The following is a 15,240-nucleotide window of genomic DNA, read 5'->3' on the forward strand; positions in this document are numbered from 1 at the left end:
GATTACTGGAGTAAGCACTGGTTAGACGCTGTTTATTTTACTTTATCGTACGCTGACACGTGAGGATTAGTATTCTTGCGTCATCAGTTTTTTTATAGCATCTGTAGTAAGTGATCGATCGCTTAGTAAGTGATAAGATATTCCAAAGATTTCTGTGAAAAATAGACATTAATTAAATGATTTTTTATATATCTAAGTTTGGTGGTCATATTTACTTCTTCAAAGGATTTAAGCGTTGTGAATAAAACTGTAAAGTATGATTACACTTGTATTTCATGTCAATTAAATGAAGTAAAAGTGTAAAATATATAGAATGATTTAACAAAAATGAGAAAATATAATTAGGTCAAAGCTCCCTTTTAAGAAGAAAGAATGTGATGGTAGTATTATAATAAATGAGCTTTTAAGTGACAAATTGTATATAAAACTTTATTTTATAGATGATGTTTTTTCTAATTTGAATTTTATTAAAAAGAAGACATTTATTTATCGTATCAAGATTTTCAACTTCTTTTAGCAAACTATTAGTAATAAATTTTTGAATGAATAGGTCTTTAGTTTCGGCGCATAATCAATTAAGTTTTTGGTTTCGCTTGTTGATTAAGTAATTAAATGTATATTGATGAGCACTATTATTGTAGAAATGAAGCTATTGTATAATCTTTTCCATGAGTTGTCTTTTTAAAAATGAATGCAGGTGTATTAACGCCTGATGTATCCATATATAGAACTTTATATCATTTATTGAAAATTCGAATTTTTCAGGGGGAATTAAATGTAGAAATAGTGATCGTTTATAAAAGAAAAATCCATAACTTTTGTTATGTGAATGCATTTCATAATTCAGCTATTTGGAGTAGAAGACGAACAATATGTAAGTTTTCAATGAGCAAAGGAAGCCGAAGGATGAGCCGCTAAGAGTAAAAACATCAGGTGAAGCTTCACTTAAGAGAATGTTAAATTGAAAGCGTCACATCATGTGTTAACATCGAACTGATCAACATCCTGTTGACCCTAGGCAATGCCTTTAAACAAGCGAAGTCATTAGTAGGTAAAGCGTGTTCAAGCGCTCAAAATCATGACGAATCATCGCACGATTTTATTTATTCATTTAAATAGCGTTTGTTTTTAAAATAGGATTAGATCATAAAGTAAAATCATTATTTTTGATGTATTAAGTTGGTTACTACGAATAGTTGAATACCGTTGTAAGGTATTCTTTCTAATATACTTATTAAGATAGTTGGAAATTCACTTACCTATTCATGATTTAATAGTTATTGATTAGTATTTACAATCTTAAGAGTACATAAGACTCTGACAATGATTTTATAATTGCTATTTTTATTATAAAAAGAGTTAGTGTTTGTTAGTTAGAAATACATACAATACGAATATTATAGCTCATGTTGAAAGAGGTAATGCTAATGAAAACTGCAGGATATAGTGAGTTAGAACTTGCATGGGAAATTGACAATCATCAATTTATTAGGGCCATTCAAGCTGATTCTAATAAGATATTATTGAGGAGGTTGACTGATGATGATGAAATATCTGAGGGGTTATTAATTAAGGAATTTCAGATTCGTCAACAATTTGATATACCTTGTATGTTACCCCCGCTAGAAATAGTTGATAAAGGGATTGCTTTTGAAAATATAGAAGGCCTAAGTTTAAGTGAAGCGTTGAGCAGTCACGCATATTCTATTGAAGAATCACTAAAGATAGCGATTCAACTTGTTAAGTCAGTTGAGCAATGTCAGCATATAAAAGAAGTTAAGTTTATGATTAAACCAGATCGCATTATTTTATCCGAAGATTTGGAAGTTAAAATATTACCTATGGTTTCGACGAAGGAATCATTGGAAAGTAAATATCAGTCGCCTGAAGAATTGCTTAAGAAAAACTATGATCAACGTTCTGAATTATATAAGCTAGGTATGCTGTTATATGAAGTATTTGCAAGAGGTAAAAATCCATTTTCTAGATACAATAATCAGGATTGGACGCATAATCACATAGCTGTTGAGCCGATTCAATTAATAAGAATGAATCGGAAAGTCCCTAAGATGGTTAATTATATAGTTATGACACTTTTATCTAAAAATCCAGAAAATAGATACCAAACATGTGGTCAACTACTTAAAGATTTAACGAAGTGCTTAGTCGCGTTAAAAGATACAGAGAAAATTGACTCATTTCGCTTATCCATTGAACAACTAGATGGATTTTTTAAAATTCCAAAACACTATTACGGAAGGGATAACGAAATTTGTCTAATATATGATTTATTTCAAGACGCTTCCAATGGTTCAGTAGAATTAGTGTTTCTACATGGACCTGTTGGAATAGGGAAAACAACTTTAATAAACAATCAATTTAGAAAAATGGTTTATAACAGAGCATACTTTACTTCGGGTGAATTTGATCAGACCCAAAATCATACACCTTATCAATCATTGATTTCAGCTTTTCAAGATGTAGTTAGTGAAATTTTAACACAAACTAACCAACAAATGGGCAAATGGAAAGAAGTAATTTTGGATGCAATTGGAGATCAAGCACACCTTATTACTAATGTTATACCAGAATTAACGTCAATTATAGGAGAGCAAAAATCAATAAGCTTAATGTCTGTTGAAGAAAAAGAGCAGAAATTTATTCAGGTATTTCAACAATTTATTCAAGTATTTATCAATAGTGATCAACCGTTAGTCTTATTTTTAGATAACTTTCATTTGGCTGATAAACCATTCATTAAACTAATTCGTTCTTTAATAATGAAACCAAACACAAGCAGACTAATGCTGATTTTAGGCTGTAGAGACGATGGTGACAGAGTGCAATTGGAGATGATAAAAGACCAATTTGAAATGATTGATCAGTATGGCGTTCGGTGCACGGAATTGGAATTGTTAAATTTATCAATGAAGGAAGTTAACCAGTTAGTAGCCGACACACTTCATAGTGATCCAACTAAGACTGTAGCATTGACTAAATTAATTTATAAAAAGACAGCAGGGAACCTTTTCTACACGAAACAATTACTAAAAGTTATTTATGCCAACGATTGGATAATGTATAATAATGTGACGCAAACATGGGAATGGGACCAAGAGGCGATTCAATCAGTTAAAGAGCAGAAGTGTTTAATCAATTATATGATTCATAAAATTGATCGACTGCCTAAAGTCGTGAAAAAGGTGTTAAAGATTATCGCTTGTTTTGGTTATGTTTTTGAACGATCAGAAATTGAACGGTTTTCAGATTTCTCAGTTAAAGCAATTGCGGACGCGATACATCGTGCTGAAAAAGAGGGGTTAATTTTTTCTGAAACGCTTAATAATCAGGATCAGCGCTATCATTTTTTCCATAACCAGATTCAACAGGTTATTTATGATTTAAATAGCGAGACTGAAAAAAAACGAAATCATTTAGAATTAGCAAGATTTTTTGTTAATTTAGGGCCACAAGATGATTTGATATTTAAAACAGTCGATCATTTTAACAAAGGCAGAGATATGATTCAAGAAACAAGTGAAAAAGAGCAGCTGATCGAGTTGAATTACAAAGCAGGTTCATTGGCTAAGGAATCAAATGATTATGTTACTGCTCTGCATTATTACCGAAGTGCTGTTATGAGTATGGAGCAACTAAAGTGGGAGAAATGTCATGATTTTTGTTTCAACCTGTATTTAGAGTTAGCAGAATCGGAGTATTATACTGGTCATGGGCAAGAACTTGAAATACTACATGCAAAATTATTACAACGCGCTCACGCAAGTTCAGATATCCTATTGGTATATAGTCAAAAGATTTTAAACTATATTAATTGCGGGAAACCGAAAATGGCTTTAGAAGTAGGAATCAATTGTCTTGAAAAGATTAATTTTGATATTCCAAGAGAACCAACCCCGCAACTTGTTAGAGAAGAGATGGTGTTAACAAGGCAACGTCTTGCTGGGGATTTTAAAAAATTAAGGTATTTACCTAATGTTAAAACCCGTGAAATCTATACCATCATGAAGGTTTTATTTGAATTATTAATACCTAGCTTTTTAATAAATAAAAGCGTTTTTTCTGTTATTATCTGTAAACTCATGCGTTTAATTATAGAATATGGAAGATATGAAGATGCGCCTGCTGTTTTCGCTGTTTATGGTTCTTTATTGTGTCTTGAATCGAAAGCATTTCCAGAAGCTTACTCTATTAGAGATATTGCGTTAAGTATGGTAGTAGAGGAAAATACTCCTTCGGTAAAAAGTAAAACTTATATGGTTTTGGGGAGTGGATTCTATCATTATGGTAACGAGGAGATTATCAATAAAGAAGCATACTTAAAACAAGCTATTGAATTTGGGGGACATATTGGTAGCGGAAACATTTATACCAGCATGGCTATTTTAAAACACACATTTTTATCATATGAGAAAAAAACATTAGTGGATTTGTTAGAATTAACGGATAGATACAAAAGGATCCTACAACAATTTAATGAAGGATTGGTTTTTGATAATATCATGCTCTTTTCACAATTTATTTTGTGCATGAAAGGACGAACGAACGATCCGTTATCAATGGATAGTGATGATTTTAATGAAAAGCATTTTATGGTTGATATTGAAGCTAAAGACACAAAAGATATGACTCTATTTAATTATTATCTATACAAAACCCAAATTTGTTATTTAAACGCAGAATATAGTAAGGCAGTATCATATGCTTTAAAAGCAGATAATTATGTTGAATATTCTGATCATTACAATTATCTAGTTGATCATTACTTTTACAAAGCAATCGTTATGTTGAAATGCTGGAAGGATCAGAGTGGCACTAAACAATTGGAGTGGAATCGTGAGTTGAGGATTGTTCTAGAACAGCTCGCGCATTTTCGGAAATATGATGAGAAATGTTTTGCCTACAAAGAATGGTTGATTCGAGCTGAATACGCTAATGTTTTTGGTTATCTTGATAAAGCAGAAGAGTTATATGAACAAGCGATAACTTCGGCAGAAAAGAACGGAAATCGGTTAAGTAAGGCGTTAACTAATGAACTTACGGGGCAGTTTTATCATGAAAGAGGAAAAATAAGAATTGCACTAATTTTTCTTAAAGTGGCTATTCAAGAGTATAATGAGTGGGGAGCGGGTTGGAAAGCGCGCTTTATTGAACATGGATATTTTGATAGGATGACAGACGATGTCAATCACCTAATAGTAAAAAAAGAAACTTCATCACAAGAAATGAGTCGAGACTTAAGTATTCGTTCAAAGACAAAATTAGACAATATTATTAGAGCATCAGAAGTAATGTCAAAAGAAATAAACTTTTCCGATGCACTTAAAGAATTAATGTGTGCTATTAAACGAGAATCTCTAGCAGAAAAAGTTATTCTTTTTACCAAGCAAGAAAATGTAGTCATTGTCACTTCGATTGTGCAAGGAATAGATGATGTCTTGATGCCCAATAAGCCAATTGATGAATCAAAAGAGATTCCGCATCAAGTCATTAGATATGTTGATCGTACGAAGAAACTTGTTAACACATCTAATAATACACATGCAGAAATCTATAAGGGAACGTCGTATATTATGGAATATTCTCAAAAATCTACATTATGTATGCCGCTCTTTATCCAAGGTCAGTACGTGGGAATTCTCTATTTGGAAAATCGTTGGATTGCCAATCTGTTTTCTGAAGAGCAATTTTCTATCTTGAAATTTCTAGGTACCCAAGCTATGTTTGTCACGAGATTAATAGAACCCTTTAAATCTAATACTATAGATTTGAAACAAGAACTTTATAAGAACGATAATGTGGATGAAGAGCTAATGATTTATGATGATCTCACTGACAGGGAACTTGAGATTATTAACTTAATGGCAGCTGGGCATTCAAACAAAGAGATAGCAAAAATCTTAGGTGTGAAAATCGGAACGATAAAAGTTCATATACATAACATCTTCTCTAAATTAGATGTTAATCGACGCACAATGGCAATCTTTAAAGCGAATCAGTTAAAACTCATAAATTAAGTTTAGAAGGGGGTGTCCTAAATAATCACTACACAGTGACTTTTTATGGACACGCTCTTTCTTTAGCTTTAAATGATTTTTTTAATATAGTTGACGCTATTCGTAATAGACATAGACCCATAACTTAACTTTTGTAGTTCAGATTTGTACTTAAATCATTAGCATGACAAGCTTAAGCGGCTGTTGAATAGCAAATTGAATGTTAATCGTTAAGTGCTGAAAATGAAAAAAGAATAGATTTTATACAGGAATTATAACTTTTGATATACGTAGAGAAAGTCTTTTTGTTGTAAGATAACTATATTATTCAAATCAAGCAGAATGGAGTGGTAAAATGCAAGATTTTGAAGCGTTAAAAGAGATCACTGCATTAATTAAAAAAAGGTTTCTCATGATCATATCAATTGCAATTTTGGCAGGGGTTATCAGTGGGATCTTTACTTTTAGAGTAACACCAACTTATTATTCGAGTGCTCAATTTTTAGTTAATCAAATGAGTGAAGACGAAATTTACCAATCGAATCAAATTAGTGTCAATTTAGATTTAATTAATTCCTATAAAGACCTTATCGTCAGCCAGCAAATATTAGACATCGTATCAGAAGAGTTGGACAGGCCGATTTTTGCTAATTCTATTGAGATAGATAATAGAAGTGGTTCACAAATTGTTACATTAGGTGCTTTTGATTCAAATCCAACAGATGCAGTAATCTTAGCTAATACGGTTGTTGAAGTTTTTCAAAAAGAACTGCCTGGAATTATGCAGGTAGATAATATAAATATTATTAGCAGAGCATCGACGGCACAAAAACGGGGACCTAATAAATCATTAAATATTACAATTGCTATCGTATTAGGTCTAATAATCGGAGCAGGTATTGCTTTAGTATTAGGCTATTTAGATAACACGATAACATCAGAGAAGGATGTTAAAAGACAATTGGATCTTCCTGTTTTGGGTGTGATTGGTCATGCTCAAACAAGGAATACTAAGAAATTTCATGACAATTTTAAGGTTAACGGAAATTAGAAAGGGCGTATTTACGAGTGAAAAGAAATAGAAAATTAGATTATGATCAAGCTGATCGAGTAACGAACAAAATGCAAGATTCACATATTATGGGACAATACTTAACTTTGAGAACAAATGTAGAATGCTTCATGAAAAAAAACAAGATGAAATCATTGATTATTACTTCTCCAGAATTTCAGGACGGAAAGTCAATGGTGAGTGCAAATTTAGCTGTTGCCTTTGCTAAGCGAAATTACAGAACATTAATTATTGATGCCGATATTCGTCATGCAAGTTTGCAGTGTTATTTCCAAGAAAAAAATAATCATGGCTTATGCAGTATCATTAATGGTAAGAAACAGTTTAACGATGTTGTGATTCGTAGCCGGGTGAAGAATCTGGATTTATTAACAGCTGGTTCGATTTCTGCCGACCCGACGGAATTATTGGCATCAAATAAAATGACTGAATTACTAGTTGAAGTAAATAAAATCTATGATTTAGTAATTTTTGATACACCAAACATTTTAGGAGTTGTGGATACGAGAATTTTGGCAGAAGTTTGCGATGTTTCCCTTTTAGTTGTTCGCAGTATGAAAACAAATTTGGAAAAATCCGCTAAAGCAAAAGAAATATTGGAAAACGCAGAAGCAGAACTAATAGGTGTGGTATTAAATGATCATGCCAAAGATGATAAATTAGCAATATTACAAAAATATGATGATAGTGAGATTGATATAGCCTATAGGTAGACTTAAAAAAGTCTACCTATAGTTTTTTATGCTCATGATAGATAGCTTAATTTGCAAATGGATTAAGTTCAGTTTCTTTAAACAGTTTGAGTGCATTTACTCTGGGAAAGGGAAACGTGCCAATACAAAAATGTTTCATTACTTTCAAATGTATTGTTATCTTCGTGTTAACAAGCAAAAAAGTTGATTTGAGTTTGGAGTGAGAATGACTTTATCTAATCATTAAAAATCTCTATGACGTTAATTGTTTTTACCAACGTCATTATTTTGATACCACGTATTTTCACATCTGAAATATCGATATTTATTCTCTTCTGAAATTTTACTTCATTTCCATTTCAATCTACATTTTATTAACTTTTTTCCTATTATGGGCCGTAAGATACTATTTAAGGAATTATTTCTTAAAAAAATTGTCTAAATATAACTTTAGTTATATGTGAATTATTTTTTATTTTGTTATAAATAGTTTAAAGAAAAAAGTGGTGTTATCAAAACAAGTAAACGAATTAATAATCTACGTATATTAAATTTCACAGTACCTAAGATGAATAACGAAGCAACTGTAATAATAACAAGTTAGCTCTCTATATATGAAGTCAAAAAAAGAACTTAAAACGTAATAGAAAAGCTTGTCTTCAGTAAAAGGAAAATAAAATAATGTATGAGTTTATGGGTGATGTATCCTAACCCTTATCAATGGATGCACTCGGTCATACTGTGGGTTATATCAAAAGATAGATAACCTTAGCGCAAGTCAGCAAGGGTGTGGAAGTGAGGACGGGTTAGATGCCCATTTTTAATTAAAATATGCCTTTTCGCTATTTAGTCTATCTGCAGATTTAGGATTGGAGATTTAAATATGAAATGATCACTTACGTAAGCCAAGACGCAACGTTCTTGATATTTGGCTTGAGTAATAAGACCTGAAAATAATTTATAGCAAATCGACAATGATGTTATCTTTCTCTGATTTAAACACTAACAAGCGAGAAGTCAAAAAAAATACATTTAAGTTAGGAAAAAATACCAAAGTAAAAAAGTATACTATCCAAGATATTTATCAAAAAATTTTAAGGAGGTAGGTTATGAAAAAGATAAAAAAAGCAATCATACCAGCCGCTGGATTAGGAACAAGATTTTTGCCGGCAACTAAAGCAATGCCTAAAGAGATGTTACCTATTGTTGATAAACCAACGATTCAATACATTATAGAAGAAGCTGTTGCGTCAGGTATTGAAGACATTATCATTGTAACAGGTAAAGGGAAACGAGCAATTGAGGATCATTTTGATCATGCACCTGAATTAGAACGGAATCTTGCGGAAAAAGGAAAGTTAGATTTACTTGCTCAGGTAGAATATACTTCTAATCTTGCAGATATTCACTATATTAGACAAAGTCAACCTAAAGGATTAGGTCATGCGGTTTGGTGCGCGCGAAACTTTATTGGTGATGAACCATTTGCCGTATTGTTAGGCGATGATATTGTTAAAAGCGATGTTCCTTGTCTTAAGCAGTTAATAGAACAATACGAGAAAACTTATTCTTCTATTATAGGTGTTCAAAAAGTACCAGATGAAGAAACAAGTCGTTATGGAATTATAAACCCTGATAGTTTTGAAGGGCGACGCTACAAAGTTAATAGTTTTGTCGAGAAACCAGAACCAGGAACCGCGCCGTCCAATCTAGCCATTATGGGTCGCTACATACTTACACCAGAAATTTTCAGATTTTTAGATAAGTTGGAAGTGGGGACTGGCGGAGAGATTCAATTAACGGACTCAATTCAAAGATTGAATCATATACAACGTGTATTCGCTTATGATTTTGAAGGTGAACGCTATGATGTTGGAGAGAAACTAGGATTTATAAAAACAACGATAGAATTTGCATTACAGAATAGAGAGTTAGGTCCTCATGTTGAAAAAATGTTAAAAGAAATGATACTTGAAGCAGTACCAAATTAATCTAATTTAATCTAATCAGTGTAGCTATTAACTACTAGAAGCTAATTTGAAATAACTATTTGACTGAAACTGATGACAAGGTTGGTGAAGCAAGTTGCTGATAACAAAAGGTCATACAGAAGAAAAAAAAAATTATAATATTAAATACATTATGATCCCTGTAAATGAATCGCGTTTTTATCGTGTTTCGAAAAGATGTATCGACCTAATAATTGCTGGTGTAGGATTGATCATGTTATCTCCTGTATTTCTTATTATTGGATTTCTAATTAAATTAGATGATAGTCAGACTTCGATTTTTTTTAGTCAAGAACGTTTAGGTAAAGATGGGAAAAGTTTTAACATGTACAAATTCCGCTCTATGGTACCTAATGCAGAAGCATTAAAACATTCATTATTAGCTAATAATGAAGTAACTGGTCCAGTATTTAAAATGAAAAAAGACCCTAGGATTACGAAAATAGGCAAATTTATTAGAAAAACAAGTATTGATGAATTGCCGCAGTTAATTAATGTTTTAAAAGGTGAAATGAGTTTAGTTGGACCTAGACCTCCACTACCAGATGAAGTATTAAAATATTCAAGTTACCAAATGCAACGTTTGAAGGTTGTTCCCGGACTAACTTGTTATTGGCAAATAAGTGGTAGAAGTGATCTTGATTTTGAAGAATGGGTCTATTTAGATTTAAAGTATATAAGTGAAAGAAATCTGTTAATTGATCTTAAATTAATTGTTAGAACCGTTGTCGTTCTATGTGGTTCAAATGGAGCTTATTAATGTTCACCAAATATTTAAAGGATGAGATATAGTATGAATACTTCCGTATTAGTGCCAACTTATAAACGAATAAGCGATTTACGACGTTGTTTATTAGCTTTGCAAAAACAAACTTTGTTACCAGACGAAGTCATCGTTATTGTTAGAGATACAGATTCAGAGACAAGACGATTTATAAGGGGACTTCAATCAACAAAGTATCAACTAGTAGAAAGGACGGTGACCACTCCTGGACAAGTAGCCGCTTTAAATGAGGGTTTGCGAAGTGCGCGTGGTAAATTTATTTGTATTCTAGATGATGATACAGCACCGTATCACACCTGGTTACAAACCATTGTTGATCAATTTCACCTTGCCGATGATATCGGTGGCATAGGCGGGCGAGATTGGATAAATTACAAATCAATGAAAGGAAAAGCAAAAAAAAGAACGGTTGGGAAAATTCAATGGTTTGGGCGGGTGATCGGAAATCATCACCTAGGTTATGGACCTGTTCGCGATGTTGATGTGTTAAAGGGAGCAAATATGAGTTATCGTCGTGAAGCGATCAACGAATTGTATTTTGATAAAAGATTACTTGGAGAGGGTGCTCAGGTACATAATGACATGGCATTCAGCCTAAGTGTGAAGCGAAAGGGATGGCGTTTAATATACGATCCTCGTGCAATGGTTGATCACTTTCCTGCGCGACGATTTGATTTAAATAAACGGGATGAATTTAATGCTAAAGCCTATTATCATGCTATATATAATGAAACATTAATCATATTAGAATATATGCCATCGCGCTGTAGAAGGTTAATCTATATTTTATGGACTGTGTTAATAGGTACACGCGATCGACCGGGTGTTCTTCAATTATTTCGCTCATTAAGTAATCAACCTTATTTAGTGATGGAAAAGTTTAAGATTAATTTAAGTGTAAGATTATCCTTTGTCAAAAAAACAAAGGATAGGCAAGTATCTTAAAGGAGAAGTTTATGAAGAAGAAATTAGCGATCGTTGCGCATAATATAAATAATAAAGGCGGTATGGAGAAACATTTGTTGGAGATGATTAAGCGACTAAAGTATGATTATGCTATTACGGTAATTGCGACCGAATTAGATTGTGATTGTGAAGATGTCAAATTTATGAGAATCCCCATTTCACAACGACCTGTCTTTCTGAAAAGTATATTATTTATGATTATTGTTAGTGTGATTCTCACTTTTAAGAAGTTTGATCTTGTCCATACAACAGGCGCAATTGTCCTAAATCGTGTTGACGTTTCAACTGTCCATTTTTGTCATAAAGCTTATCATCAATTGGGATTACATGATCGAGTGAAGGTCGTTAAATCAAATGCCCATCGATTAAATACTTGGTTTCAAAATCATTTTGCAAGAATAATGGAAAATTTGTGTTATCAGCCTAAACGGATACCACAGTTAGTCGCTGTATCTGAACACGTGAAAGAAGAACTTACTAGATATTTTAATTATGATAATCAAAATGTGTCGATTATATATAATGGGGTCGATACAGAAGTATTTAAACCCGTAAATGAAACAAGAAAGAAGATCTATAAAAGGAAAAGAGGAATGCCAGAGGATGCTTTGGTATTTATTTTTGTTGGTGGAGATTGGACTCGAAAAGGCTTGCCAATTATGATAGAGGTATTTGCGCATCTTCGATCTACTTATCCAACGATTAATGCAAAGTTGTTGGTTGTTGGAAAGGGAGATGAAAAAAGGCTTCTTAGTGGACTCGATTCAAACATGAGAAATCACGTTATTTTTTATGGGTTTCAGGAAAATCCAACTGAATTGTATAATACAGCGGATATATATGTACTTCCAAGCTTGTATGAAACGTTTAGTATTGCTTCACTTGAAGCAGCTGCATGTGGTTTACCTATTATCATGACAGAAGTTGGAATTTCAAGTATTTTAGCAGAAAATGGAGTGACAGGTTTCACAGTTGAAAGAAATAAGCATTCTTTACAAGCGGCTTGTGAGACTTTATCGTTAAATATTCAACTAAGAAAAGAAATGTCGATCAAAGCGCACGAGAAAGCTAAGTATTTAACATGGGATCGGAGCTATATTTTATTTAAAGCACTATATAAAAATATTGTAAATTAAATGATGCATGGAAAAGAGGAGGAACATCTAGTGGCTGTAATTTTTAATAAAAAGTTTGCTCAACTAATTCTATTAGTAGTCATAACATCCTTAATGGTTGGCGTATTATCTATCTCAGCACAAATGATAAGGCCTCTTGTATTTATTGCATTGTTTTTAACCATATCGGGTTTAGTTATCAGCTATCGAGAACGGATGATATATCTTTTTATTATTTATTTAGCTTTCATAGGATTAATTAGACGAGCACTAATCCCGATTGCTGGATGGAGTAGCTATGATCCGCTTCTGATTTTAATCCCGATTTTTACCGTTATGCTTGCCATTCTTATGTTTTGGGAACATAAAAATAATCCACATGAGCAAAGAGAAAAACCAGACAAATTGATGGCTTTACTCTTTGGTATGAGTTGTATCCATATCATTAATCCATTGAGATTAGGTCTAATCGCTTCCATGTTTATTTTAATTCCATGGTTATGGTACTATATTTCATTTTTTAAGTTTAATAAAACGATAGTTAAACATATTATGAACACGATCGAACTATTAGGAGTAATCATAGCCCTGTACGGTTTATATCAGTCATTTTTCGGATTGCTTACATTTGAAATGGATTGGGTAAATATATCAGGTTATGCAGCGTTATACTTGGCTGAAGACACGGTAAGGGCAATTGGGACGTTTCCAAGCGCTCATGAATTTGTTTATTTTATAACAATAACATTTAGCATTTCTTTTGCAAGAATGATCGTTGATCGTTTTAAGATTGTCCATGCTCTTGTAAGTATCACAGCACTAACTGCAATCATTTTAGCAGGATCAAGAATGGTTATCTTCTTTATTTGTTTAGCTATTTTTATGGTTATAATTATCACTCGAAAACGCTTAATAGCGCGAGTTAGTGCAGGGGTCATAGTTGCGATAGGTTTTATAATATTGTGGTCAACATTCCCACAAATTAACCCTTCTTGGTTTGGCTCTGCTGAGCCAGTTATCAAGCATGTAATAGGGGGCCTTACAGATCCGCTCTCGGAAGAGCAAACGGGTATTGGTCATATTGAACGAGTGGTAGATGGCGCCAAGAATATATATACGAATCCGCTCGGCAATGGAATAGCTTCGATTACGAAGGCAGCAGATAAAGCAGAAACTGCGCAAAGCATGTCTACAGAGGTTGATATATCAAATATGATTGTTGCTTTAGGTTTAGGTGGCATTATATACATGGTGGTTATTGGCGTCACAATTCACAGGTCCATTTGGTTAATTTATCATAAAAGGCAAACGGAACATGTAGTTATACTAGGTATTTTAATTAGTACTTTAGGTCAATGGCTTAATGGAGGCTTCTATCTAACCCCAATAATTGTTTGGTTATTTGTTGGATGGATTCATAAAGAATATATGTTGCAACGAGGTGGAGAATATGCGTTTAACGGTGATTAGTCATGCATGTGTTACGGATGTCAATCAACAAGTATATAGTGAAATGGAAAAATTGGGTTATCATGTAGATGTGATCGTACCCAGTAATTTTATAGCTGCGGATTTAACAAACAAACCGATTAAAGTAAAGCGTTGGCCAGGATTTAATGGAGAAATTATTGAGATACCAACAATATTAAATAGAAGTATCCCTTTACATTTTTATCGCAAAAACTTAAAACACGTACTAAAAAGACTAAATCCAGATGCAATTTATTTAGCCGAAGAACCATACTCGCTTAGCTGTTTTCAGTCAATAAGATATGCCAAGGCATTAAAAATCCCGGTTGGATTTTATTCAGCACAGAATATTTATAAAAACTATCCTTTTATAATAAAGCAAATAGAGCAATACACCTATAATTATGCTGATTTAGCGGTTAGTATTAGTAAAGATGTAACAGGTGTATTACGTGATAAAGGTTATCAAAAGTCGTTAATTGAAATTCCTTTAGGTGTAGATGAAGCTCATTTTAATATTGATTATCAGATCAGACAGTATGGGAGAGCAGAATTAGATCTATCAAATGATACGTTTGTTATTGGTTTTGCAGGTCGATTAGTTGAAGAAAAGGGCGTAGATATTCTATTTAAAGCGTTTAAAAAATCACTTGCATTTTTATCGGACATTCACTTAATAATTGTAGGAAGAGGTCCGTTACAAAAAGAATTGAGAGCGTTAGCCACGAATCTTCATATTGATCAACAGGTGAGTTTTATTGATAATGCTGAACATAGTGAGATGTCCAAATGGTTCAACTGTATGGATGTACATGTACTCCCTTCAAAAACTTCGCACAATTGGAAAGAACAGTTCGGTAGAGTGTTAATAGAAGCGGCAGCCTGTGGTGTAGCATCTATTGGTAGTAATTGTGGAGAAATTCCGCAAGTGCTTAAAGCATTACGAATGGATTGGGTGTTTGAAGAGGATGATATAGCTCAATTATCTAATAGAATAATTGTTGCAGCAAAAGCTGAAAAAAACAGGCTCAGTATAAGAGAGCGTGCGATAAACAAATTTGGCAACAAACAAATTGCACAAATGATTATCGCGTCATTTGAAAAAATAGTTGGATAAA

Annotated in this window: 9 protein-coding genes; all 9 read left to right on the top strand. The window is 32.8% G+C overall.

What is annotated here, in order from left to right; all coding sequences use genetic code 11:
- The first annotated feature begins 1,427 nt into the window (after positions 1-1,427).
- Complete coding sequence (locus tag B494_RS0108520; protein WP_017471972.1) at positions 1,428-6,035, top strand: AAA family ATPase; 4,608 nt, start codon at positions 1,428-1,430, stop codon at positions 6,033-6,035.
- A gap of 334 nt (positions 6,036-6,369) precedes the next feature.
- Positions 6,370-7,065, top strand: coding sequence for a YveK family protein (locus tag B494_RS19120; protein ID WP_017471973.1), 696 nt, complete (start codon positions 6,370-6,372; stop codon positions 7,063-7,065).
- A gap of 17 nt (positions 7,066-7,082) precedes the next feature.
- Positions 7,083-7,799: a CpsD/CapB family tyrosine-protein kinase gene (locus B494_RS19125; RefSeq protein WP_017471974.1), complete on the top strand. Its 717-nt coding sequence runs from the start codon at positions 7,083-7,085 to the stop codon at positions 7,797-7,799.
- Between the two features lie 1,088 nt (positions 7,800-8,887).
- Complete coding sequence (gene galU, locus B494_RS0108535) at positions 8,888-9,769, top strand: UTP--glucose-1-phosphate uridylyltransferase GalU (RefSeq protein WP_017471975.1); 882 nt, start codon at positions 8,888-8,890, stop codon at positions 9,767-9,769.
- Positions 9,770-9,920: 151 nt separating this feature from the next.
- The gene (locus B494_RS0108540; RefSeq protein ID WP_051128230.1) at positions 9,921-10,547 is read left to right on the top strand and encodes a sugar transferase; all 627 of its coding nucleotides are present in this window, start codon (positions 9,921-9,923) and stop codon (positions 10,545-10,547) included.
- Positions 10,548-10,580: 33 nt separating this feature from the next.
- Positions 10,581-11,516 carry a glycosyltransferase family 2 protein gene (locus B494_RS0108545; RefSeq protein ID WP_017471977.1) on the top strand — a complete coding sequence of 312 codons (936 nt, stop codon included), beginning with the start codon at positions 10,581-10,583 and terminating at the stop codon, positions 11,514-11,516.
- Between the two features lie 11 nt (positions 11,517-11,527).
- Entirely contained in the window at positions 11,528-12,673 is a 1,146-nt protein-coding gene (locus B494_RS0108550; protein ID WP_017471978.1) for a glycosyltransferase family 4 protein, read from the top strand.
- Positions 12,674-12,703: 30 nt separating this feature from the next.
- Complete coding sequence (locus tag B494_RS0108555) at positions 12,704-14,122, top strand: hypothetical protein (protein ID WP_017471979.1); 1,419 nt, start codon at positions 12,704-12,706, stop codon at positions 14,120-14,122.
- Positions 14,103-15,239, top strand: coding sequence for a glycosyltransferase (locus tag B494_RS20140; RefSeq protein WP_017471980.1), 1,137 nt, complete (start codon positions 14,103-14,105; stop codon positions 15,237-15,239). The genes B494_RS0108555 and B494_RS20140 overlap by 20 nt, the downstream gene beginning before the upstream one ends.
- Position 15,240: the final 1 nt, after the last annotated feature.

The organism is Amphibacillus jilinensis Y1 (assembly GCF_000306965.1).
GTDB classification, from domain to species: Bacteria; Bacillota; Bacilli; order Bacillales; family Amphibacillaceae; genus Amphibacillus_C; species Amphibacillus_C jilinensis.